This is a genomic window from Variovorax sp. Soil_C_19 (assembly GCF_057657255.1).
Genome location: NZ_JBDGIV010000023.1, coordinates 16,974 through 39,245, shown reverse-complemented (window position 1 = coordinate 39,245; position 22,272 = coordinate 16,974). Strand labels below are relative to the sequence as shown.

The following is a 22,272-nucleotide window of genomic DNA, read 5'->3' as shown; positions in this document are numbered from 1 at the left end:
TTTGCTCACGAGGCGGGTTGGTGTTCGGCGCGCAGGGGCCGCAGGCTGCGGGCCAGCCGATCGATCTCTCGCAGCATCGGCTCGACTGCCGCGACGATTGCATCGGTGGCCACGAAGGATCGGGCCGCATCCAGCCGGCTCGCAATGTCCGCAACCGCGATCGACTCCACGACCGGCACCATCCGGAGTGCGCACAGCAACGGCTTGGCCGCCTGTACCGCGCGGATGCCTCCCGAGATGCCGCCGTAGCTCACGAAGCCGGCCGGCTTGTAGTGCCACTCCCGTGACAGGAACGTGAGTGCATTGACGAAGGACGACGGAGGAAAGTGGTTGTATTCGGGAATGACGAAAACGAAGGCGTCGGCTTCCTGCACCTTGGCAGCCCATGCCCGTGTATGCGCATGGGCGTATTCGCCCAGTCGAGGGTGCCTTGGTTCGTCGAAGACGGGCAGGTCGAATGTCTTCAGGTCGACCCGTTCGACCGCGAGCCTGCCGGAGCGGCCCGCTTCCCCGGCGAACCATTGGGCCACTGCATCCCCTACCCTGCCCGCGCGGGTGCTGCACGTCACGACATGCAGCCTCGGCGCCTGCTCGATGGTGTTTGAAAGCTGCATGTTTCAGCCTTCCAGGACCTTGGTGGCTTGCCAATGCAGCAGCCTCAACCCGTCCTCGGCCCGGATCCAGACCGTGACGAAGGCGTTGTCCATGACCTTGATCTGGCCGGCGACGTCCAGGGTCGTGCGGGTCTTGCCGCTCAACAGCGCAACAGGACCGCTCGTCCGGACGCACTGGCCGGAGCGCAGCGCTTCGACGAAGCGGTACCTGCCTGCCGCGATCGACGCGAGGAAAGCGGCCTTGTCGTCGGTCTTTCCGTTCGCGTGGGTGTGGCGGTAGTCGGGCGCGAGCATCTGCTCGAGCGCGGCCAGGTCCTGCCGGTACAACGCCTGGTATCTGGCTTCGTCGGCGGCGAGGACCTGCGATTCGATGGTGGAGTTCGTCATGGGCGTCGTCATGCGCCCTGCGCGACCACGTCGTTGCTCAGCACCCCCACGCCCTCGATGTCGACCTCGAAGGTGTCGCCGGGCCGAAGCGGTCCCACGCCGCCCGGCGTTCCGGTCATGATGAGGTCGCCAGGCATCAAGGTGATCGACCTGCTCAGGTAGGCCACGAGCGCGTCGACGCCGAAGAGCAGGTCGGAGGTGTCGCAGTCCTGGACGACCGCGCCGTTCAAGCGTCCTCGCATCCGCAGCTTCGAAGGGTCCGCCGCCGTCTCGATGCAGGGACCGATCGGCGCGAAGGTGTCGAACGCCTTGCCGATGGTCATGAGACCCATCGCCATTTCCTGTCGCTGGATCGTGCGTTCGCTCACGTCATTGCCGCAGGTGTAGCCGAGGACATAGCTCAGCGCGTCCGCCCGCGCGATGTTCCTCGCCTTGCGCCCGATCACCGCGACGAGTTCGCTCTCGTAGTGCACGATCGTGCTGCCTTCGGGGTAGACGATGCGCTCGCCATGGGCAATCAACGCGGTGTCAGGCTTCATGAAGAGCGGCGCAATCTCCGGGAGCTCGCGACCGGTCTCGAGGATGTGAGCCTTGTAGTTGAAGCCGACGCCGAAGATGCGCGGATGCGCCACGGTCGGCGGCAGGAGCGTCAGGCTCGCGAGTGGCCAGGTCTCCTCGCCCGGCTCGATCGCCCCCTCGAAGGGCGACGCCTTCAGCGCCCGCACCGTTGCCGGCCCGTCCAGCACGCCGAACCGCGGTCGCCCTGCCTCCAGAAACTTGTAGATCTTCATGTCGTCGCTCCTATGGTTGAACCTTGATGGCCAGTTTGCGAAGCGCGGCCAGCACGCCGTTGCAAAGCAGCACCAGCGCCGTCGCCAGGACGATGCCGTAGTACACCCCGGCCGAGTCGCCGAGCTGCCTGGCCTGCTCGATGCCGTGCCCGATCCCCACCTTCGCCGCGAGGTACTCGGCAACGAGCGCCGCGCTGACCGCCCACGGCAAGGCGACCTGAAGTCCTGTGAACATGAAGGGAAGCACGCTCGGGATGACGACATGCCGCGTGAGCTGCAGCGGACTGGCACCGAACACTCTCGCTGTCATGACCAGGCGCGCGTTCACGGTGGCCAGGCCTGCATAGGTCAGCGAGAAGACGATGAAGAGGACCGTCAGCGCGACCAGCATCACCTTGGGCGCCCATCCGGTGCCGAACCAGAGCACGAGAAGCGGGACCAGGCCCAGTTTCGGAATGCTCATGAGGGCCGTGATGAACGGCTGCACCATCGTGTCGAGCCGCGGAGCGAGCCTGAGCACGCACGCGATGGCGCATCCGCACACGGCGCCGACCGACGTGCCCGCCAGCAGCAGGTGACCGGTCGCGGCCAGGTCGGCAAGGAGCCTGCCCGCCAGCAGTTCCGACCAGACCCGCGCGGCGACCTGTCCGATGCCGGGGACCCAGTAGTCCCCGACACCACGGCTCGCGAGCTCCCACGCCGCTGCGAAAGCGGCCAGGCCCAGCGCCCTGGCCAGAAGCACCTCCTGCCGCGTCATGGCTGGCATGCGCGGCGCAGGCAATCGCGCACGGCGTCATAGTGCCCCGCGAACGTCGGGGCCTTGAAGATCAGTTCCGGATCGCGCGGGCGGTCGATGTCGATGTGGCGCTCCAGCACGATCCGCCCCGGCGAACCCGACAGCACGATGATGCGGTCGCCCAGCGCGATGGCTTCGCTGATGTCGTGCGTGACGAACAGAATCGTCTTCTTCTCGGTCGCCCACAGCGCGAGCAGATCGCTTTGCAATTGCGCCCGCGTCTCGGCGTCGAGTGCCCCGAAGGGCTCATCCATGAGGACGACCGGCGGGTTGTAGGCGAGCGTACGGGCCAGGGATGCGCGCTTGCGCATCCCGCCCGACAGCTGATGCGGGAAATGCCTCGTCCATTGGGCGAGCCCGACCCGGTCGATCAGATGCCGCACGCGCTCGAGCTCCGACGGCGAAGGCCTGCCGGCGAGCGTGAGCGGGAACATCACGTTGTCCCACACGGTGCGCCACGGCAGCAGGTTGTCGTCCTGCGTGACGTAGCCGATCTGGCGGCTGCTGCCGGGGTTGGGCGGCATGTCGGCGCCCCCCACGACTTCGCCCCGGAAGGCAATCTGACCCGCAGACGGTTGCAGCGTCTGTGCCACCAGGTTCAGAAGCGTCGACTTGCCGGCGCCGGAGGAACCCATGACGGTCACGAATTCGCCCTCCCGGACGCTCAGGTCCAGGTCGCGCAGGATCCAGTGGCGCTCGCCGGCAGTGCGCGCAGCGTACGAGATGCCCAGTTGCCGCAGTTGCAGCAGCACGTCGGCCATGGCCGCCTCGGGGATGTCTCTCTTCATGGTCATGCTCCGACGGTGCGCGCGCCCTGCGACGGGTCGGCTTGCCACCCCAGCAGGCGCTTCTCGATCTGCGACAGGACCGCGCTCACCGAAAGAACGATGAGCATCACGGTCACGAGCGACACGAACACCAGGGTGGTGTCGAAATCCGTGGCGCCGTACTGCGCCAGGTAGCCCAGGCCGCGATTCGACGAGATGATCTCTCCGACGATGGCACCGGCGACGGCGTAAGGGACGGCCACGCGCAGACCGCCGAAGACGTACGGGACGACGGCGGGCCAGACCACATGCCTGAGCAACTGCGATTCCGAGGCACCGAGAACGCGCACCGACAGCAGGAGCTTCCGGTCGACGGCCTCGACGCCGTCGAGGGTGCTGTAGAAGACGATGAAGAAGATCGCCGCCGTCACCAGGGCGACCTTCGCACCAGGCCCGACCCCGAGCCAGAGGATGAACAACGGCACGAGCGCCGTCTTGGGGATGGCGTATCCGATGGCGGCCACACCCACGAACGCCGCGCGCGAAAAGGGATGGCGGCGCAGCGCCATCGCGACCGCGCAGCCGGGGATCGCACCGAGGAGGAAGCCGCCGAATGCCTCGCCGAGCGTGAACCGGCCGTGGAACCAGAGATCGCCGTTCAGCACCAGCATCCAGATTCGTTCCACGACCAGCGTCGGCGAACTGATCCAGTAGGCCCCCCGCAGGCGCCCCACCACCTCCCAGGCGATCAGGACCACGCAGGCCAGAACGACCCGGTCCGTCCACACGCGACGATGATTCATCTCCGGCCCGCCTATCTGCCGGAGCCCACGAACTCGTCGGTGAAGAGGGTCTTGGCGAGCGCCTTCAGTGCTGCCTTGTCATCCTGCGGACCGAACATCACGTCCACCGTGTGGTCGAACGCCCGTCCCATCGGCATCGCGCGCGCGGGGGTGTTGCGCTGGAAGCTCTCGAACGCCTGCTTCAGCAGATCGGGGTCCATCTTCTCGAAGCGCCTGCCCAGCAGCGCCAGCGCCTTCTGCGGCTCGGCGGCGATGAGCGCCAGACTGCGGTCGAGGGCGCCGACCATCTGGCGGCAGGTGGCCGCGGCACTGCTGCACAAGCCGTCGCGGGCGACCAGCACGTTGTACGTCGTCGGATTCACCTGGGGGAAATCGCCGCCGGGGCCGCTGATCCAGAGGCGTGCGCCCCGGCGGACGGCTTCCAGCGTGAACGGGCTGGAGAAGACGAAGCCATCCACCTCCTTCTTCTGAAGCGCCGCGTCCATCCCGGGCGGCGCAATGAAGACCAGGCGGATGTCCCGGTCGGCGTCGATGCCCGCCTGCCGGGCGACGAACCGCAGATAGGCCTGCGGCAGGCCGTTCGCCGTGTCGACGGCCAAGGTCAGGCCCTTGAGTGCGCGGGCCCGGTCCATCGGCGACTTGGCGGACGCCAGGCGTTCGGCCGTGGGCCCAGACAGCACGATCTCGGTGGTCGCGTTTTCCTGGAGCCCGGCGATGGCCAGCGTCTTCTGGCCGCGCTGGGCCGCGCGCAGCTGGATGAGGCCGGCGATCGTGGTGAAGTCGGCGCTGCCGCCGATCAGCGCATTGAGCGCAGCGGGGCCCGCCAGCTGGCTGAGCTCCACGTCGAGGCCCGCGTCCTTGAAGTAGCCGGCGTCCTGGGCGATGTAGACCGGCGCGAAGAGGACGGAGACGGCGGGAAGCACCAGCTTCGTCGTCGCGGGCTGGGCCGCCGCGGTGAGCGCCGCAGCCGCAATGGTCAAGCCGATGGCGGCTTTCCTCAGATACCTGTTGAGCATGCCATGTCTCCTTGCTTGAATGACTCAGAGGACCGAATCGGGGCGCCGCATCAATTCCACTTCGGGAACCCCGCCGCGCAGCTTCTGCAGCATCTCGTCCGCGTCGAATTCGATCCCGATCGGGTTGCGCTTGAACGCTTCGCTCTGGAGCCAGGCATTGGTCGTCTCGGGATCGGGAAAGCTGTCCACCTGCAGCTCGATCTGGTTGCCCTCGGGGTCCGCGTAGTAGAAGGAAACGGTGGGCCCGTGGTTGATCGCGCGATGGGGAACGATCCCGAGCTGCCGGAGCCGCACGAAGTTGTCGAGCAGGTCGGCGAGCGAGTCGTAGGCGAAGGCCGTGTGGAAGTGGCCGGCACGGACCGTCGCGTCTGGCGGCGGATAGTCTTGCAGCGCGATCAGCGCGATCCGGTGGTGCTCATCGTCGTAGGTCAGAAACGCGACCTTGTCGGACGCGTGGGCCACGTGCGCACCGAGAACCGTGCAGTACCAGTCCACGAGCTCGCGCAGCCGGTTGGTGCGCAATGCGACGTGGGCCAACCGCCGGGGCGGCTTGGTGGCGATGGCAGCGACTGAAGTCATGCGTGTACCTCCTGGTGTTGTGACGCGGGCTCGGCATCCCGCTCGTCTGGTTTCGAGGCGAAGGCACCGATCACTTGCGCCATCGTTCGGTCTGCTTGGGGCAAGGCGTCCCTGGCGCGCCATGCAACATGGCCGTCGGGCCGGACGAGGACGGCACCGCGCGGAGAGATTTCGTAGAGGTCGTGGAACGCCCCCAGGTGGTCCAGCAGGTCGCGATGCGCCCCCACGACAAATGCCTGTGAGCGGATGCCTGCCTCGGAGGTCGCCTTCGTGAACGCTTGCACCCATGGCTGGGCATCGCGCCCTGCGAGCAGGGTGAAGCGCAGGTCCTTGAACAGGTCCACGGTCGAGATCGTGGGCCCGCCTTCGGGCAGCTTCAGCCAGCAGTGGGGCGCGCGTGCGCCCGGCGCGGCGCTTGCGTCATAGGTGTTGACGTCCGGCGGCTGCGCCGGATTTCCCTCGTCGAAGACCAGCGCCGAGCGATAGGCATAGCCGAAGGTCTGCCCGTGGTATTCGAAATGATCCCGTTGGCCGGGAATGGCGTCGCGCATGCGCGAGATGTCGTCTTCGCAGAAGTCCTCGTGCGTCTTCATGATGCCGCCCAGCCCTGCGGCCTCCATGCGTCGCGCATTGCGCACGCTCTGCGCCACGTTGAACCGGATCACCGGCAGGCGTTCGGCTTCATACGAGTCGAGGATCCCCTCCCCCGCCACGCCCCTGAGGACCAGCGCGAGTTTCCAGCACAGGTTGTGGACATCGCCGATCGCCGTGTTCATTCCCTGCCCGCCGGTGGGTGGCAAGGGGTGGGCGGCATCGCCTGCAAGGAAGATGTTGCCGACGCGCAGCTTCTGCGCGATACGCGCCTGCATGCGCCATGCGCGAACGTCCCTGACCTGCAATCGAAGATCCTCGACGCCGATGGCCGCCTTGACGATGTCGGCGCACCGCTCGCGGGTGAAATCTCCCGGGGCATTCCTGGTGGCGTCGTAGCCGAAGTTGTAGGTCCAGCGGTTGCGGCCGTCCAGCGCGATCATCACGCCGACGGTCGCCGGGTTGTAGATCCACCAAAGCAGGTTCGGGCGATTCGCCACCCAGGGCCACAGGTCGGCCTCGAAGTAGACGCCGATCTGATGGCCGAGCGCCGCTTCGCCGCCCAGAGGAACGCCCATCCGCTCGCGAAGCGTCCCGCGCGCGCCGTCGGCCGCGATGGCGTAGCGGGCGCGGACGACGCGCGTCGCGCCATCGGCCGTGGTGATCTTTGCCGACACACCCCGCTCGTCCTGTTCCAGCGCTTCCAGCAGGGTCCCGAACATGACCTGCACGCTGGTCTGGTCTTCCGCGGCGCGTCGAAGAACCGGCTCGAGCGCATCCTGCGGGCAGGATGTCTTCGCACTCGGGCCGTACGTCTCGAAGAGTCGATTCCGCTGCCGATCGGCGCACGTACGGATCTCGCCGATCACTTCGCCGGCAACGGATCGCACGAAGATGGCGCCCTGATTCCGGTCGTGCGGAATGCCACGGGCGCGGACCGCGTCCTCCAGTCCCCAGGTCCTGAAGATCTCCATCGTCCTCGCGCTGACGACGTGGCCGCGCGGATGGAAGCTCGTCGATGGGTGCTTCTCGACGAGCAGCGCGCGTACCCCGCAGCGCCCCAGCGCAATGGCCGCCGCCAGACCGCACGGCCCGCCGCCGACGATCAGAACCTCGTAGCCGAGAGCAGACGCGTCTCCTGATTGCATCAACATGATTGAACTTGTTTTTGATTGACTGTCAGTCAGTTTAGAGCGCGAAAGACAACCGCGTCCACTGGTTTTCCCTGAGGCACGGAATGCCCCGCGTCCGAGCGGTCATATGATCGAAGCGATGACAGACAACGCGATTCCTCCAGGTCGCCGCAACCGGGAAACACCCGATCGGCCGCCCTCGGGCAAGCAACGAATCCTGGAAACGGCAGAGCGCCTTTTTGCGAGCCGGGGATTCCTGGACGTCTCGGCCGCCGAGATAGTTCGCGAGGCCGGCGTCGCGCACGGCCTGCTTTTTCATCACTTCGGCTCGATGGAAGGCCTGTATGCCGAGGTCAGCAGGGCGGCGGCGCAGCAGATGAACAAGACGCAGCAGGACTCATTCCGCGGACGGACCGCGCGTGAGCAAGTGACCTCCTTCCTGCGCGCTCATCTGAAGGCCGTGAAGCAACGGCAAGGCGATGCGCTTTTCAGAGCGCGCTCCCACAACCTCGCCATCAATGCGGAGGTGGCCGGGATCTGGGAAGCGTCGCGTCAGCAAGCGATCGATAGGATTTGCGAAGTCCTGGGGATTCCGGGTCCCACCAGGAAGGTTCGAGCCTGCATGCGTGCCTGGATCGGATTCCACGATCAGCTCGTTCTGGCGTGGCTTGCGGACCGGTCAGTGAGCGAATCCGAAGTGCTGGCGCTGACACTTCAACAGCTTGATCATCTGGCCTCTGACGTGCTGTCCGTCGCACTTGATCGCAATGTCTGAGGCGAGTCGTCCAGACTTGCCTGGGCAGGCAGATGGAGATGGACATTGGACTACGGCTGCATTGCCGGGCTCCCTACCGGGCACACGCATCCAATAGCAACAAATCTCGTTATGCGACGGGCTGGTTCGATCCTGCGGCGTTCATTGCTGGCACTGGTGCTTGTTTGCATCGGCGTTGCGTCGATGGCGCAGCAACCGCAGCCGCAAGCCCCCTCGCAAGCTATCGTCTACGTCGCCTCGATCGAAGGCGTCATCGATCTGGGTCTCGCCCCTTATGTGCGGCGCGTGCTGGACGAGGCTGAGGCTGCGGGCGCGGCCGCTGTCGTGCTGAAGATCGACACCTTTGGTGGCCGCGTGGACGCCGCCGTGCAAATTCGGGACGCACTGCTGAGAAGTCCGACGCGCACCCTGGCGTTCATCGACAAGCGGGCGATTTCCGCCGGAGCGCTGATCAGTCTGGCTACTCACCGCATCTTCATGTCCGGCGGCAGCACGATCGGTGCTGCGGCACCGGTGAGCGCCGGACGGAGCGGTGGCATGGCCGTGCAAGCCGGAGAAAAAGCGGTCTCCTACGTGCGAAAGGAATTCCGCGCAACGGCTGAAAGCCGTGGCCGCCCGCCGCTCATCTCGGAAGCCATGGTCGATGCGGATGTGACGATCCCCGGCCTGGTGCAGCAAGGAAAGCTCCTGACGCTTACCACCGAGGAAGCGCTCGAACATCGAGTGGCCGATGCGAGGGCCGAAACGATGGAGGCGGTGCTTCAGCAGGCCGGTCTCGCCGGCGCGGAGATCAGAAGCCCGGCGCCGAACTGGGCCGAGAGCGTGGTGCGCTTCCTGACCGATCCTCTGGTGAGCTCGCTTTTGGTCACGGTCGCGACACTGGGCATCATGCTGGAACTGCGAGCGCCGGGCTTCGGAGTCCCAGGGGCGCTGGGACTGTCGTGTCTGGGCCTGTTCCTGTGGGGCCATTGGCTGGTGCAGCTTGTCGGTTGGGAAGAGCTGCTGTTGATCGCGGCAGGGGTTGCATTGCTCATCGCCGAGATTTTCATCATTCCGGGTTTCGGCATCGCCGGGGTGCTGGGCCTCATCGGCATCGCTGCAGGGCTTGTGCTCAGCGTGCTGGGCCCCGCACCCACGGTTCAGTTCGCGGCCGAGGCGGCAGGACGGGTGCTCCTGTCGCTGCTGATCGCGATCGCGATGGGGCTGCTCTTGCTGCGCTTCTCGACGCGGCTGCCATTCGGACGCAGGCTGGTACTGCAATCCACGCTCGCTTCGACGCAGGGCTACAGCTCGGAGCCCGAGACCGATGGCCGATGGCTCGGCCGACGAGGCGTATCGCTGACGCCGTTGCATCCTGCAGGCATCGGTGTGATCGACTCGGAGCGCATCGACGTGGTTTCGGACGGAGAACTCATCGAGGCTGGTGAACCAATTCAGGTCGTGCGGGTCGATGGGAACCGCATCGTTGTCAAACGTGCGAGAGACACTTGAAAGGAGCAATCATGGGCGGACTAGAAACAGGTTTCCTCGGGGTCGGTGCACTGGTGATTCTGGTCATCATCCTCGTCGGCACGGTGCTGTACCTGGTGCCGCTTCCGTTGTGGATTGCTGCATGGGCCTCCGGCGCATACGTCAGCATCATCACGCTGGTGGCCATGCGGCTTCGGCGAGTGCCGCCGGGCACCATCGTCACTGCCCGCATCAGTGCGGTCAAAGCGGGCATCGAGATACCGCTGAACGATCTGGAAGCGCACTTTCTCGCCGGTGGCAACGTGGTCCGCGTTGTGAATGCAATGATCTCTGCCGACAAGGCAAGCATTCCGCTGACGTTCAAGCGCGCCTCGGCCATCGATCTCGCAGGCCGCAATGTGCTCGAAGCGGTGCAGATGTCGGTGCTGCCCAAGGTCATCGAAACACCCAGGATCGCAGCCGTGGCCAAGGACGGCATTCAGCTCATCGTGGTCTCCCGTGTGACGGTTCGCACCAACATCGAACGACTCGTCGGTGGTGCTGGAGAGGAGACCATCATCGCGCGGGTGGGCGAAGGCATGGTGAGCACGATTGGATCGGCGATCAACCACAAGAGCGTGCTCGAGAATCCCGACCACATTTCGAAGCACATCCTGAGCAAAGGCCTGGACGCCGGAACTGCCTACGAGATCCTGTCGATCGACATCGCCGATGTCGACGTCGGGGCGAACATCGGTGCAAAACTGCAGATCGACCAAGCGAATGCCGACAAGCAGATCGCCCAGGCCAAGGCGGAGGAGCGGCGCGCAATGGCGGTTGCACTGGAGCAGGAGATGAGCGCGCGGGTGGTCGAAGCAGAAGCCGAGGTGCCGCGCGCCATGGCGGAGGCGTTCCGTGCCGGCAATCTCGGAATCATGGACTATTACCGCATGAAGAACCTGCAGGCAGACACCGACATGCGCAGCGTGATCGCAGGCCCCGACGAGGGCGGCCAAGACCGCGAGAACAAGCGATCATGACCCAGCTCGATCCGCTGTTTTATGCGCTGCTTGCCGTGCTTGCGCTGGTGTTCGGTTACGCAGTACGACGCACCGGCCGGCGTACGCTGGAGCTGCCGACGCAAGAGCAGGCCGAAGACCTCCAGCACTCTGCGCAGGCGGAAACTTCCCAAAGGGATGCGAAGGTAGACGGCCGCGAGACGTGGGGCCGCAACACCGAGCAGAGGTTTGTTGCCCAGCCGCGGGCCACGGAAACGTCCCCAGCCTCTCTGAGCATTCACTCGCCTCGCCGCAGGCGTGCGCATGAGATGCTGCGTTCCCGGTCCGGATTGCGCACAGCCGTGGTGGCCATGACGGTGCTCGGACCCTGCAGAGCGGATCAGCCGCATTCAACGGTCTGATGGACTTGGCTGAACCCCCGGTTCGTGCTCAGCGCCCGCCCAGGGCCGCGACCACAGCGTCGCCCATCTCGTCAGTTCCCACGCGCGTCGTTCCCGACTGGTAGATGTCGCCCGTGCGCAGGCCGTTGGCCAGCACGCGACGCACCGCCTGCTCCACGCGCTCGGCGTCGCTGGCCCGGCCGAAGGAGAAGCGCAGCATCATCGCCATCGACAGGATCGCAGCTAGCGGATTCGCGAGGTTCCTGCCCGCAATGTCGGGCGCGGTGCCGTGCACCGGCTCGTAGAGGCCGAAGCTGCCGGCAGCCATCGACGCCGAGGGCAGCATACCGATCGAGCCCGTGAGCATGGCCGCAGCATCCGACAGGATGTCGCCGAAGATGTTGCCGGTGACGATCACGTCGAACTGCTTGGGCGCGCGCATCAGTTGCATCGCGGCCGCGTCGACGAACAAGTGCGTGAGTTCCACGTCCGGGTATTCGGCGCCAACCCGCGTGACCACCTCGCGCCACAGCTGCATCACTTCCAGAACGTTGGCCTTGTCGACCGAGCACAGCCGGCGCTTGCGCTTTCGTGCAGTGCGAAACGCCACATGGGCGATGCGCTCCACCTCGGGCTCCGAATAGCGCATGGTGTTGAAGGCCTCGCGCTCGCCTGCGGCGTTCACGCCCGAGCCGCGCGGCTCGCCGAAATACACGTCGCCCGTGAGCTCGCGCAGGATGAGGAGGTCCAGGCCTTCCACCACCTCGGGCTTGAGCGTGGAAGCGCCGAGGAGCTCGGGGAACAGGAAGGCGGGCCTGAAGTTGGCGAAGAGCCCGAGTTCCTTGCGCAGGCGCAGCAGGCTCGCGCCCGGGCGCATCGCAAACGGAATCGTCTCGTCGCCTGGCATGCCGGCGGCGCCGAATAGGATGGCATCGGCCTTGCGCGCGATCTCGCTCGTGGCGGCGGGCAACGGATCGCCCGCGGTGTCGATGCCGGCCTGGCCGATGGCTGCATGCGCGAACTCGATCGGTTGCGTGGAGCCCACCACGGCCTTGAGCACCTTGAGCGCTTCGGTCGTCACCTCGGGGCCAATGCCGTCGCCCGGCATCACTGCGATCTTCATCTCGAAAGGCCTTTCTCGCCCCGTCCGAGGGGCTGCTGGTTGGAATGTGCGTCTGCGCCTGCATGGCGAAAGCGTTCGAACGCTTCGATGCGGTCGCGCTGCGTGAGCGTGTAGGCGATTTCGTCGAGCCCTTCGAGCAGGCAATGCCGCGCGAACGGGTCGATGGCGAACGGCACCGCCTCGCCGCCGGAGCGGGTGACGGTCTGCGTTGCCAGGTCGACGCGCAGACGGGCACCGGGTGCCGACGCAAGCTCGGCCAGCATCGCCTGTACCGTGACTTCGGCCAGCCGCACCGGCAGCAGTCCGTTCTTCAGCGCGTTCGAAAAGAAGATGTCGCCGAAGCTCGGGGCGATCACGCAGCGGAAGCCGCCGTCATGCAGCGCCCAGACCGCATGCTCCCGGGAGGAGCCGCAGCCAAAGTTGCGCCCCGCCACGAGGATGCGCGCCTGCGCGTACACCGGAGCGTTAAGGACGAAGTCGCTGCGCGGCGCGCCGGCGGCGTCGCGTCGCACGTCGTGGAACAGGTAGCGGCCGAAGTCGTCGGAGCGCGGCTTCTGCAGGTAGTGCGCGGGCACGATCTGGTCGGTGTCGATGTTGCTGCGCGGCAGTGGCGCGGCCACTGCATCCAGAGAGATGAAGGCTTCCATGGGGTCCGTGTGTCTTGGCTTGTCGTGCGTCGCTCAGCCTGCGGGCAAGAGGCCGCGTACGTCGGTGAGCCGCCCGGTCACGGCGGCGGCCGCGGCCATCGCCGGGCTCATGAGGTGCGTTCGCGAGCCCGGCCCCTGGCGGCCGACGAAGTTGCGGTTGGAAGTGGACGCGCAGCGCCGACCCGCAGCGACCTGGTCGCCGTTGGTGCCCAGGCACATCGAGCAGCCCGCGTGCCGCCATTGCAGCCCGGCCTCGCGGAAGACCGCGTCGAGCCCCTCGGACTCGGCCTGCTGCTTGACGAGCCCCGAGCCGGGCACGACCCACGCTTCCACACCCTCGGCCACGCGCCGGCCGCGCACCACCTCGGCGGCGCTGCGCATGTCCTCGATGCGGCCGTTGGTGCACGAGCCGATGAAGACGTGGTCGACCCGCACATCGGCCAATGCCTGGCCCGGGACGAGGCCCATGTAGGCGAGCGTGCGCTCGAGCGCTTCGCGGCGTTCGGCGTTCGAGGCCTGGGCGGGGTCGGGCACGCGGCCCGTGATCGGGAGTGCGTCTTCCGGGCTGTTGCCCCAGGTCACCATTGGTTCGATCTCACCGGCGTGCAGGCGCACCTCGCGGTCGAATGCCGCGCCCTCGTCGCTCGGCAGTTGCCGCCAGCGCGCGAGTGCCGCGTCCCAGGCGGCACCCCGTGGCGCCTCGGGGAGGCCGGCGAGCCATTCGAAGGTCGTGTCGTCGGGCGCGACCATGCCGGCAGGGGCGCCGGCCTCGATCGACATGTTGCACACCGTCATGCGGCCCGCCATCGGGAGCGCGCGGATCGCCTCGCCCCCGTACTCGATCACGTGGCCCGTACCGCCCGCGGCACCGATGCGCGCGATCACCGCGAGGATGATGTCCTTGGCCGAGACGCCCTGCCCCAGGCGCCCGTCGACGATCACGCGCAGCGTGCGCGGCCGGCGCTGCCAGAGCGTCTGTGTCGCGAGCACATGCGCCACTTCGGAGGCGCCGATGCCGAAGGCCAGCGCACCGAGTGCGCCGTGCGTGGCGGTATGACTGTCGCCGCAGACGATCACGCTGCCCGGCAGGCTCAGCCCCTGCTCGGGGCCGACAACGTGCACGATGCCCTGGCGGATGTCGTCGATGCCGATGAAGCGGATGCCCGCCGCGGCGCTGTCATCGCGCAGCGCATCGGCCATCGCGCGCTTCTCGGCATCGGGAATGTCTGCGAGCGTGCGCGAACTCGTGGGAACGTAATGGTCCGGGGTCGCGAACGCGCGATCGGGCCGGCGCACCGGAAGCCCCCGCTGGCGCAGCATCTCGAAGGCAGGCGCGGAGCCGTCCTGCACCAGGTGGCGATCCACGTACAGCAGGCTCTGGCCATCGTCGCGCTGCATGACCACATGCGGCGTCCAGATCTTTTCGAACAGGGTGCGGGGGACGAAGGCGGGCATGGCGCGTGGGTTCTCGGGCGGAGGTTGGATTGCGCTTCTTGCTGTCAGTCGAGCTTCACGCCGGAGATGCGCACGATCTCCGCATAGCGTTTCGTCTCGCTCGCCATGAAACGGGCGAACTCCTCGGGCGTGCCGCCCCCGATCTCGGCACCGAAGGCCAGCATGCGCTTCTTGAACTCGGGCGAGCCGAGCACCGCATTGGCCTCGGCATTGAGCTTCGCGATGATCGGCTTGGGCGTGCCCGCCGGGGCCGAGAGGCCATACCACGACGAGGCGTAGATGCCGGGCAGGCCCACCTCGTCGAAGGTGGGCACGTCGGGCAATGCGGGGTTGCGCTGCTTCGATGCCACCGCCAGCGCGCGCATCTTGCCGCTCGCGATGAACGGCAGGCAGGTCGTGGTGTCGAGCATCAGCGACACATGGCCCGCCGCCAGGTCCGCCTCGGCCGGAGCGGTGCCCTTGTACGGCACGTGCACGATGTCGATCTTCGTGGCGCTGGCGAACTGCACGGCCGCCAGATGTTGCGATGAGCCGACGCCACCCGACGCGTAGTTGAGCTTGCCAGGGTTGGCGCGCGCCGCGTCGATCACATCCTTCACCGTCTTGAACGGCGAGTTGCCCGGCACCACGAGGATGTTGGGCACCGCCGAGACGTAGATGATCGGCTCGAAGTCCTTCACCGGATCGAAGCCCAGCTTGCCATACAGACTGATGTTGACCGCGTTCGGGCTGATCGAGGCCATCAGGAGGTTGTAGCCGTCGGGCTTCTGGCGGGCGGCGAGCTCGGTGCCGATGTTGCCCCCCGCGCCGCCCCGGTTGTCGATGACGAACGGGTGGCCCATGCGCTGTCCGAGCAGGTCCGCGAGGATGCGCGCGGTGGTGTCGACGCCGCCGCCCGCAGGCCAGGGCACCATGAGCTTGATGGGCTGGTTGGGATAGGTGTCCACAGCCTGCGCCTGTGCCGAGGCCACCGTCACCGCCAAGCCGCCGAAGAGCGCCGCGGCCAGGGTGCAGGCATGCATTTTCTTCATCATCTCTTTGTCTCCTTGGCTTGTAGTGGCCGAATGCTAGTTCTGCACAGGAGCACGCCGCAATCACAATTAACGCATGAGCTCATGAGTTAAAGTCAGACCCCATGACCCGCCGCCTGCCCCCGCTGAACGCCTTGCGCGCCTTCGAGGCGGCGGCGCGCTGCGGCAACTTCACGCGCGCGGCGCAGGAGCTTTGCGTGACCCAGGGCGCGGTGAGCCGCCATGTCGCCACGCTCGAAGGCTGGCTCAAGGTGCAGCTCTTCGAACGCGGGCGCCACGGCATCCGGCTCACACCGGCGGGGCAGGAATACCACGCGAGCATGCGCGTGGCTTTCGACCAGATCGAGCATGGCACGCGGCAGTTGCAGCAGAGCCCCGACGAATGGCTGCTGCGCGTGAAGGTGCCGCCCACCTTCGCGATCCGCTGGCTCATTCCGCGGCTCGCGCGCTTCCATGCGCTGCATCCACGCGTCGACGTGCAGATCACCACTTCGCACAAGCCGACCGACTTCGACCGCGACGATGTGGACGTCGGCATCCATTCCGAGCCAGCGCCGCCGGAGGGCCCCGGCTACCGGCTGCTGTTTCGCGAGACGCTGCTGCCGGTCTGCGCGCCGGCACTGCTGCTGCGCAAGCCGCCGCTCGCGCAGCCGGCCGACCTGGCGAAGCACGCGCTGTTGAGTTCGCTGAACCGGCCGCAGGACTGGCCGACGTGGCTGAAGGCCGCCGGCGTGCGCGGCGTGGACACGCGCCACGGCCTCAAGTTCGAGAACGCCGCAATGGCCTACCAGGCTGCAGCCGAGGAACTGGGCGTGATGATGGGCCTGCTGGCTTTCGTGCGCGACGATCTTGCGAGTGGGCGGCTGGCTGCGCCCTTCGAGCTGCGCGTGCAGACCGGCGGCGGCTATTTCATGGCGTGGCGCGCCGACCGGCCGGTGCCGCAGCGGGTGCGGGACTTCGAGAGCTGGATCGCGGCGGAGACCGCCGAGGCGGACGCCTGAAGGATCGGCAAGCAGGCGCCGACCGGGGCGCGGATGAAGGAAGCGCGCGCCGGGACGATGAGGTTTACTCATGTCTCGCATGACTTAATTGTGGTTGAAGCCCAGCAACGGGGCAGCTATCTTTGGCGCCCGAATCATCCATAGAAAAGCCTTCGCCGACGTCACGCACATCGGAGCGGGTGGCGCGAGATCATGACAATCCTGGCCGACGGTCTGCAGTTTCCTGAGGGGCCAGTGGCATTGGGCGATGGCTCGGTGGTGCTGGTCGAGATGCGTGCGGGGCGCATCTCGCGGGTCGCGCCCAACGGGCGCATGCAGACGGTGAGCGACTGCGGCGGCGGCCCCAACGGCGCTGCCATCGGGCCGGACGGCGCGCTCTATGTCTGCGACAACGGGGGCAGCGCCTATGCGCCGGGCCGCTTCACCTCCACGGGGCCTGCGCCTGGATACGACGGCGGCAGCATCCGCCGCGTCGATCTCGCCGACGGCGCCGTCTCGACGCTCTACACCCGCTGCGGCGAACACCGGCTGTCATCGCCCAACGACCTCGTGTTCGACGCGCAAGGCGGCTTCTACTTCACCGACTTCGGCAAGAAGCATGCGCGCATGCGTGACACCGGCGGCGTCTACTACGCGCTACCCGATGGCTCTCGGATCGTCGAGGTGGCGTACGGGCTGCTTTCGCCCAATGGTATAGCCCTGTCGCCGGACGACCGGGTCCTGTACGTCGCCGAAACCGAGACCGCGCGTCTGTGGGCCTTCGATGTGGTGGAGCCCGGCGTCGTCGACAAGCACCCCTTCCCTTCGCCGCACGGTGGACGCCTGGTCTGCGGCCTGCCGGGCTTCCAGCGCTTCGACAGCATGGCCGTCCAGGCGAGCGGGCACGTGTGCATCGCCACGCTGGTCACGGGCGCGATCTCGGTCATCGCACCCGACGGCGAACTGGTGCGCCAGCAGGCATTTCCCGACATCTACGTGACCAACATCTGCTTCGGCGGACCGGACCTGCGCACCGCCTACCTGACGCTGTCGGGCACGGGCCAGCTCGTCTCGCTGCCATGGCCCGAGCCGGGCCTTCGGCTGCATTTCAACGCCTAGCCGCCCGTACCGTACCTCTCGCTTGCCTCGTCCCCATCACGCGTCACCACGCCATCACCGGAGAACACCATGAACCGTCGAGAACTCATCACTGCGCTGGCGGGGGCCTGCGGGGCCGGTGTCCTGGGCACGTTGCCGTCGCGCGCCGCCAGCCCGTCCTATCCCAATCGCCAGGTTCGCGTCGTGGTGCCCTTCACCGCCGGCGGCGGAACCGACGTGGTGGCGCGGGCGCTCGCGGCAAGCATGTCCGAATCGCTCGGGCAGACCTTCTACATCGACAACAAGCCAGGCGCCAGCACAGTCATCGGCTCGGAGTACGTGGCCAAGTCGGCGCCCGACGGCTATACCCTGCTGGTGGCGAGCGTGCCGCATGCAACCAATCCGTCGATGATGAAGAACCTGCCGTTCGACACGGTCAAGGCATTCGTGCCGGTGAGCCTCGCGGTGCAGTCGCCCTTCATCATGGTCGCGTCGGCTGCGTCCCCGATCCACTCGATGGACGAAGCACTCGCGCAGGCCGGGGCGCGCCGCCTGTCCTTTGCATCCACGGGCAGCGGCACCGCCGATCACCTGTCGATGGAACTGCTTGCGCTGCAATCGGGCGTGTCGATGACGCACGTTCCCTACAAGGGCACCGGCCCCGCACTCGCCGACGTGATGGGCGGCCACGTCGACCTCATGTTCGCCAACGTGGTGGCCGCCGGGCCGCTCGTGAAGTCGGGCAAGCTGCGCGCGCTCGCGGCGTCGACCGCCAGGCGGTCAGCGTCGCTGCCAGAGGTGCGCACGGTCGAAGAGATCAGCGGCAAGCCCTTCGACGTGAGCGCCTGGACCGGCGTGCTCGCACCCGCGGGCACCGATCCCGCGCTCGTCGAGCGCCTGAGCGCCGAGGTGCGCAAGGCCCTGCAGACGAACGTCACGCGCGAGGCCCTGGTGGCCAACGGCGCCGAGCCGGTGGGCAGCACGCCCGCGCAGTTCCGGGCCTTCATCGCGCGCGAGATGCAGACCTGGAGCGCCATCATCGCGAAGGCCGGCATCACGCCGAGCTGAGCACGATGCCGCATCGACCGTCGAGGAGCCCATGCCTTTCGCCATCATCGCTTTCGACAGGCCGCAGGCGCAAGCGCTGCGTGCGGCGCTCAAGCCCGCCCACCTGGACTACCTGGTTGCGCGCGAGCACATGATGCTCGCCGGTGGTGCGCTGCTCGACACTGAAGGCCAGCCGATCGGCGGCCTGATCATCCTGGACACCGAGGATCGGCAGACCGCGCAGGCATTCGCGAGCGGCGACCCATTCAACACCGGACAGCTGTTTGCTACTGTCGATGTCGTGCCTTGGCGCCAATCATTCTTCGATAGGAAGCGAACGCGATGATCCGGCTCTCTGAAGTGCCCCGGATTCCGTGGAGGCCGGATGGCTTGCCACCACCCAACCCATGCATGCCGTTCTGCTCTTCTGATGACCTGAGAAGTAATCGACCGGAGGGGGCAGTCACGCTAATGTCGTCGTGAGCTGAGACCGATCACCGCAGCCTTCTTCAATCAGACAGGAAACTCAATGAACATCACGGTAGAAACCAAGGTCAGCGCACCCATCGAAAAGGTCTGGCGCTGCTACACCTCTCCTGAAGACATCAAGCAGTGGAACGCCGCGTCCGACGACTGGCACACCACGACGGCGGCCGTTGACCTGCGCGAGGGCGGTGCGTTCAGTTCGCGAATGGAAGCAAAAGACGGCAGCATGGGGTTCGACTTCGCAGGGACCTACACCAAAATCGTGGAGCCAGAGCTCATTGAATACACGTTCGGCGATCGCTCGGCACAGGTCGACTTCATCCAGGCCGGCCAAGGGGTGACGGTGCGCGTCAGCTTCGAGGCCGAGTCGACCCACTCCGTCGAGCAGCAACGGGACGGCTGGCAGGCGATTCTGGAGAGTTTCGCTCGATACACCGAAGCCAAGCCATTAATTGACCCAGCGGGCGCTCAGCAAGCTTCCGGCAACCCTCCTATCTAGCTCGCGGAGCCTTCCTCAATACCCGTTGCGTACGAATGCTCCGGCGATAGCAGAAACGCCCGAGTAAACGAATCGGCGGGATGCCAAAGCGTCACGCGTGGCGCAGCGGCGGTGATGTTCTGGGGCAGGCCGACCAGCAGCTGGGTCGAAAGAAACGACAGGCGGCCAACCGCGGTATCGAACACCAGGCCGAGCTGCGTCACACCACTCGATCGCAGCACGCACGGCGCCGGCTCCGCATAGCGAAGGCGCAACCGTTGCTCGAGCAGTTTCGCCCGCGGCCTGAGCGCGTGGTTGGCCCAGGCTTCGGCTTCAAGCTGGCGCAGCACGCTCCAGCCGATCTGCGCGGCATTGCGCAAGCTGTCGAGCATGCCCCCTGGTCGCGCGAACAGGTCGACCATGTCGACGCCGCTCGAGGCCTCCTGCAAGGCGGCGGGAAGCTGCGGCATCACGATCCGGTGAAGCCTGCGCCTGGCACGGTTGCTGGCGAGCAGCATCCAGTCGGCATCGACGCAGATGGCCGGACAGGGCTCGTGCGCTGCCAGCAGCTCCAGCGCGCATGCGGGCGCTTCAGTGACCGGTTCGTCATGCGCCTGATCGCCAAGGCTGGAAAAACCGCCATGGAGCAGCGCTGCGTTGCGAAGCGCATCGGAGGCCCGAACCTCGTCGAGCCAGGCCCGAAGCAGCTGCCGGCCCGGGCGCGAGAGACCCCGCTCGACAAAGCTGACGTGGCGCTGCGATACGCCGAGGCGCGTCGCCAGCTCGATCTGGCTCAGGCCTCGCTCCAATCGGACTTCGCGCAGCAGTCGAGCCAGGTTCGTCGCTATGTCTGTCGTCTTCGTCATTGCGTTTCAACTCGCCCTGTCGTGCTTCTCGACTTCCGGGTGCGAATGATCACACAGGACGCCCGAAATCCGCCAGCCGGGCAACCCTCGTCGTCACAACGAGGCGGCATGGCTCATGACCTGAAAGGTCGTTGCACGCCGTCGCGCGCTCTGGTCCAGTCCGGGAACGCCAAGAACTGGCCATCCACTCACTGCATGAATTCAATGAGGAACACGAAACTGTTGGAGGTCGTCATCGGAGCGCTTTGGGGCATGACGGCCGGCGGGTCGGCAGCGCAGCATGCCGCCTTCCCGGGACCGGTGCGGATCGTGGTCGGCTTCCCGGCCGGCGGCTCCTCGGATGTGCAGGCGCGCACCATTGCCGAGAAGCTGGGTCCGGCGCTCGGGACACAGGTGGTGGTAGAAAACCGCTCCGGGACAGGTGGTCAGATTGCCGCGGAGCACGTGCGAGCGGCGGCGCCGGACGGCACGACCGTCCTGCTGGGCAGCACACATATGCTGGTCATGCTGCCGCTGGTTTCACGTTCCGTACGGTACGACCCGCGCAAGGACTTCCAGGCCGTCGGGCGCATCCAGAGTTTCACGCTGGCGTTCGCAGTGCCCACCGCATCGACGGCACAGACGCTCGGGCAATGGCTCGACTTGGCGCGCGCCGCCCCGCTGCACTCGACCTACGGCGTGCCGGCACCCGGCAGCGTGCCCCACTTCGTCGGCTATCAACTCGGCAGGAGCGCCGAGGTCGATCTGCTTGCCGTGCCCTATCGCGGCGGACCGCCGCTGGTGCAGGATCTGCTCGGCGGCCAGGTCAGCGCCGGCATCGTCCCCGTGGCAGACATCGCTTCCCATCACGCGGACAGCAAGATCCGGGTGCTGGCCGTGAATGGCACCACGCGATCACCGCTACTGCCGCAGGTGCCCACGCTGACGGAACTCGGAAAGCCAGGGTTTGAGAATCTCGAATGGACCGGGATGTTCGTGCCGGCAAGAACGCCGCGCGCCGTCATCGAGCGGCTGAACGCCGCATTGGTGCAGACGCTCAACGACTCCGAGATTCGCGCGCGCATGCGCAAGCTGGGCACCGAGCTGCAACCCAGCACGCCCGACGAACTTTCAGCGTTGATCGAACTTGGGTTGCGCCATTGGGGCGATGTGGTCGAGGCCTCCGGCTTCAAGGTTGATTGACGTAGGCGCCATGGTCGCTCGGTGGCCCAGGGCGCTTCGCGATCTGCTCGACCGACTCGGTCTTGGATCGTCGCACCCCTTACTTCGGCCGGCGGGCGCCGCTGGTCGTGCGCGCCAGCTGCTCGACGCCTCCCAGGATCACCGACAGGCCGAACTCGAACGCTTCGTCGAAGTCCCAGCCGTCGAACGCGAGGTCACGCTCGATGTGCTCAAAGCCGCCGCCGCTCAATCGGCCTTGCGCGAGTGCGGTCGCCGGATCCATGCCCTTGAACGGCCCCTTCACCTCGTACGAGGCCTGCCCCAGCGTGAAGTTGGTGAGCAGGAAATAGACCCGAAACGCATCGTCACCGGTCACCCCCGCCTCGCCAAGAGCCTGCAAGGTCAGGTCCAGTGGCCGGAAGATCGCCAGCGGGGGCTCTTCAAGCGCCTCCATCAACCGCACCGAAGCGGGGTGGGCGCGCACCGCAGCGCGCAGGCTGCGAAAGCAGTAGCGAATGCGCTCGCGCCAATCCGCATGGTCGCAGGAGAAGTCGATCTGCTGCGCAAGGTGCTCGGCCATCGCGCGCAGGAGCTCTTCCTTGCCCGCAAAGTGGTTGTACAAGGCCATCGGACTGACCTTCAGCGCCTCCGCCAGGCGGCGCATGGTCAGCGAGTCCAGTCCCTCCCGATCGACCAACCCCAGTGCGCACTGCAGTACGCCGGTGGGGTCCACGGCCGCCTGCCGGGGCCGGCCCCGCGGTCGTTTGCGTTCGCTCGTCATGACCGCATTGTCACCGGGC

At 66.7% G+C, this 22,272-nt stretch carries 25 protein-coding genes; 10 read left to right on the top strand and 15 right to left on the bottom strand.

The genetic code is table 11. The annotated features are described in order from the left end of the window. Positions 1 to 5 precede the first annotated feature (5 nt). From AC3A6R_RS26040 to AC3A6R_RS26000, 9 genes are read right to left on the bottom strand one after another with little or no spacing between them, the layout of a single operon-like run. Complete coding sequence (locus AC3A6R_RS26040; protein ID WP_487863091.1) at positions 6 to 614, bottom strand: NADPH-dependent FMN reductase; 609 nt, start codon at positions 612 to 614, stop codon at positions 6 to 8. Positions 615 to 617: 3 nt separating this feature from the next. Then, positions 618 to 1,001, bottom strand: coding sequence for a nuclear transport factor 2 family protein (locus tag AC3A6R_RS26035; protein ID WP_487863090.1), 384 nt, complete (start codon positions 999 to 1,001; stop codon positions 618 to 620). Between the two features lie 8 nt (positions 1,002 to 1,009). Then, a complete protein-coding gene (locus tag AC3A6R_RS26030) occupies positions 1,010 to 1,792 on the bottom strand; it encodes a fumarylacetoacetate hydrolase family protein (protein ID WP_487863089.1) in 783 nt (260 codons plus the stop codon). Positions 1,793 to 1,802: 10 nt separating this feature from the next. Next, positions 1,803 to 2,549: an ABC transporter permease gene (locus AC3A6R_RS26025; RefSeq protein WP_487866016.1), complete on the bottom strand. Its 747-nt coding sequence runs from the start codon at positions 2,547 to 2,549 to the stop codon at positions 1,803 to 1,805. Then, entirely contained in the window at positions 2,546 to 3,376 is an 831-nt protein-coding gene (locus AC3A6R_RS26020) for an ABC transporter ATP-binding protein (protein WP_487863087.1), read from the bottom strand. The genes AC3A6R_RS26025 and AC3A6R_RS26020 overlap by 4 nt, the downstream gene beginning before the upstream one ends. A gap of 2 nt (positions 3,377 to 3,378) precedes the next feature. Beyond that, on the bottom strand, positions 3,379 to 4,158 hold the full coding sequence (locus AC3A6R_RS26015; RefSeq protein WP_487863086.1) for an ABC transporter permease: 780 nt from the start codon (positions 4,156 to 4,158) through the stop codon (positions 3,379 to 3,381). 11 nt (positions 4,159 to 4,169) lie between these two features. Then, entirely contained in the window at positions 4,170 to 5,174 is a 1,005-nt protein-coding gene (locus AC3A6R_RS26010; RefSeq protein ID WP_487866015.1) for an ABC transporter substrate-binding protein, read from the bottom strand. Positions 5,175 to 5,198: 24 nt separating this feature from the next. Continuing rightward, positions 5,199 to 5,753, bottom strand: coding sequence for a VOC family protein (locus tag AC3A6R_RS26005; RefSeq protein ID WP_487863084.1), 555 nt, complete (start codon positions 5,751 to 5,753; stop codon positions 5,199 to 5,201). Beyond that, the gene (locus AC3A6R_RS26000; RefSeq protein WP_487866014.1) at positions 5,750 to 7,498 is read right to left on the bottom strand and encodes an FAD-dependent monooxygenase; all 1,749 of its coding nucleotides are present in this window, start codon (positions 7,496 to 7,498) and stop codon (positions 5,750 to 5,752) included. Before AC3A6R_RS26000 ends, AC3A6R_RS26005 begins: the two co-directional genes overlap by 4 nt. A gap of 106 nt (positions 7,499 to 7,604) precedes the next feature. Here AC3A6R_RS26000 and AC3A6R_RS25995 point away from each other — a divergent pair, with 106 nt between their 5' ends. Genes AC3A6R_RS25995 through AC3A6R_RS25980 form a run of 4 tightly spaced genes read left to right on the top strand, consistent with a single transcriptional unit; the run spans position 7,605 to position 11,121 of the window. After that, a complete protein-coding gene (locus AC3A6R_RS25995) occupies positions 7,605 to 8,252 on the top strand; it encodes a TetR/AcrR family transcriptional regulator (protein ID WP_487866013.1) in 648 nt (215 codons plus the stop codon). A 45-nt stretch (positions 8,253 to 8,297) separates the two neighbouring features. Further along, positions 8,298 to 9,743: an NfeD family protein gene (locus AC3A6R_RS25990; protein ID WP_487866012.1), complete on the top strand. Its 1,446-nt coding sequence runs from the start codon at positions 8,298 to 8,300 to the stop codon at positions 9,741 to 9,743. Positions 9,744 to 9,754: 11 nt separating this feature from the next. Continuing rightward, positions 9,755 to 10,741: a flotillin-like protein FloA gene (gene floA / locus AC3A6R_RS25985; protein WP_487866011.1), complete on the top strand. Its 987-nt coding sequence runs from the start codon at positions 9,755 to 9,757 to the stop codon at positions 10,739 to 10,741. Next, on the top strand, positions 10,738 to 11,121 hold the full coding sequence (locus AC3A6R_RS25980) for a hypothetical protein (RefSeq protein ID WP_487866010.1): 384 nt from the start codon (positions 10,738 to 10,740) through the stop codon (positions 11,119 to 11,121). The genes floA and AC3A6R_RS25980 overlap by 4 nt, the downstream gene beginning before the upstream one ends. A 28-nt stretch (positions 11,122 to 11,149) precedes the next feature. Here the strand turns inward: AC3A6R_RS25980 and leuB are convergent, their stop codons facing one another. The 4 genes from leuB to AC3A6R_RS25960 are packed head-to-tail and all read right to left on the bottom strand — an operon-like array spanning position 11,150 to position 15,359. After that, a complete protein-coding gene (leuB, locus tag AC3A6R_RS25975; RefSeq protein WP_487866009.1) occupies positions 11,150 to 12,223 on the bottom strand; it encodes a 3-isopropylmalate dehydrogenase in 1,074 nt (357 codons plus the stop codon). Continuing rightward, the gene (leuD, locus tag AC3A6R_RS25970; protein ID WP_487866008.1) at positions 12,220 to 12,870 is read right to left on the bottom strand and encodes a 3-isopropylmalate dehydratase small subunit; all 651 of its coding nucleotides are present in this window, start codon (positions 12,868 to 12,870) and stop codon (positions 12,220 to 12,222) included. The genes leuB and leuD overlap by 4 nt, the downstream gene beginning before the upstream one ends. Positions 12,871 to 12,903: 33 nt before the next feature. Further along, positions 12,904 to 14,325: a 3-isopropylmalate dehydratase large subunit gene (gene leuC / locus AC3A6R_RS25965; protein WP_487866007.1), complete on the bottom strand. Its 1,422-nt coding sequence runs from the start codon at positions 14,323 to 14,325 to the stop codon at positions 12,904 to 12,906. Positions 14,326 to 14,369: 44 nt separating this feature from the next. Then, positions 14,370 to 15,359 carry a Bug family tripartite tricarboxylate transporter substrate binding protein gene (locus tag AC3A6R_RS25960; RefSeq protein ID WP_487863078.1) on the bottom strand — a complete coding sequence of 330 codons (990 nt, stop codon included), beginning with the start codon at positions 15,357 to 15,359 and terminating at the stop codon, positions 14,370 to 14,372. Positions 15,360 to 15,460: 101 nt separating this feature from the next. Between AC3A6R_RS25960 and gcvA the strand changes: the two genes are divergently transcribed. The 5 genes from gcvA (at position 15,461) to AC3A6R_RS25935 (ending at position 19,466) form a co-directional block, all read left to right on the top strand. After that, positions 15,461 to 16,357, top strand: a complete 897-nt coding sequence (gene gcvA, locus AC3A6R_RS25955; RefSeq protein WP_487866006.1) for a transcriptional regulator GcvA — start codon at positions 15,461 to 15,463, stop codon at positions 16,355 to 16,357. A gap of 192 nt (positions 16,358 to 16,549) precedes the next feature. Continuing rightward, the gene (locus tag AC3A6R_RS25950; RefSeq protein WP_487866005.1) at positions 16,550 to 17,455 is read left to right on the top strand and encodes an SMP-30/gluconolactonase/LRE family protein; all 906 of its coding nucleotides are present in this window, start codon (positions 16,550 to 16,552) and stop codon (positions 17,453 to 17,455) included. Positions 17,456 to 17,524: 69 nt separating this feature from the next. Then, a complete protein-coding gene (locus tag AC3A6R_RS25945) occupies positions 17,525 to 18,502 on the top strand; it encodes a tripartite tricarboxylate transporter substrate binding protein (protein WP_487866004.1) in 978 nt (325 codons plus the stop codon). 31 nt (positions 18,503 to 18,533) lie between these two features. Then, positions 18,534 to 18,827: a YciI family protein gene (locus tag AC3A6R_RS25940; protein WP_487863074.1), complete on the top strand. Its 294-nt coding sequence runs from the start codon at positions 18,534 to 18,536 to the stop codon at positions 18,825 to 18,827. Between the two features lie 183 nt (positions 18,828 to 19,010). Next, positions 19,011 to 19,466, top strand: a complete 456-nt coding sequence (locus AC3A6R_RS25935; protein WP_487866003.1) for an SRPBCC family protein — start codon at positions 19,011 to 19,013, stop codon at positions 19,464 to 19,466. Here the strand turns inward: AC3A6R_RS25935 and AC3A6R_RS25930 are convergent. After that, positions 19,463 to 20,311: a helix-turn-helix domain-containing protein gene (locus tag AC3A6R_RS25930; protein WP_487866002.1), complete on the bottom strand. Its 849-nt coding sequence runs from the start codon at positions 20,309 to 20,311 to the stop codon at positions 19,463 to 19,465. The genes AC3A6R_RS25935 and AC3A6R_RS25930 overlap by 4 nt on opposite strands. Positions 20,312 to 20,515: 204 nt before the next feature. On the opposite strand from AC3A6R_RS25930, the gene AC3A6R_RS25925 reads away from it, so the two are divergent. Further along, positions 20,516 to 21,493 (top strand): tripartite tricarboxylate transporter substrate-binding protein, encoded by a 978-nt coding sequence (locus tag AC3A6R_RS25925; protein ID WP_487866001.1) that lies wholly within the window; start codon positions 20,516 to 20,518, stop codon positions 21,491 to 21,493. 79 nt (positions 21,494 to 21,572) lie between these two features. On the opposite strand, the gene AC3A6R_RS25920 is transcribed toward AC3A6R_RS25925, so the two are convergent. Next, positions 21,573 to 22,253 carry a TetR/AcrR family transcriptional regulator gene (locus tag AC3A6R_RS25920; RefSeq protein WP_487863070.1) on the bottom strand — a complete coding sequence of 227 codons (681 nt, stop codon included), beginning with the start codon at positions 22,251 to 22,253 and terminating at the stop codon, positions 21,573 to 21,575. Positions 22,254 to 22,272: the final 19 nt, after the last annotated feature.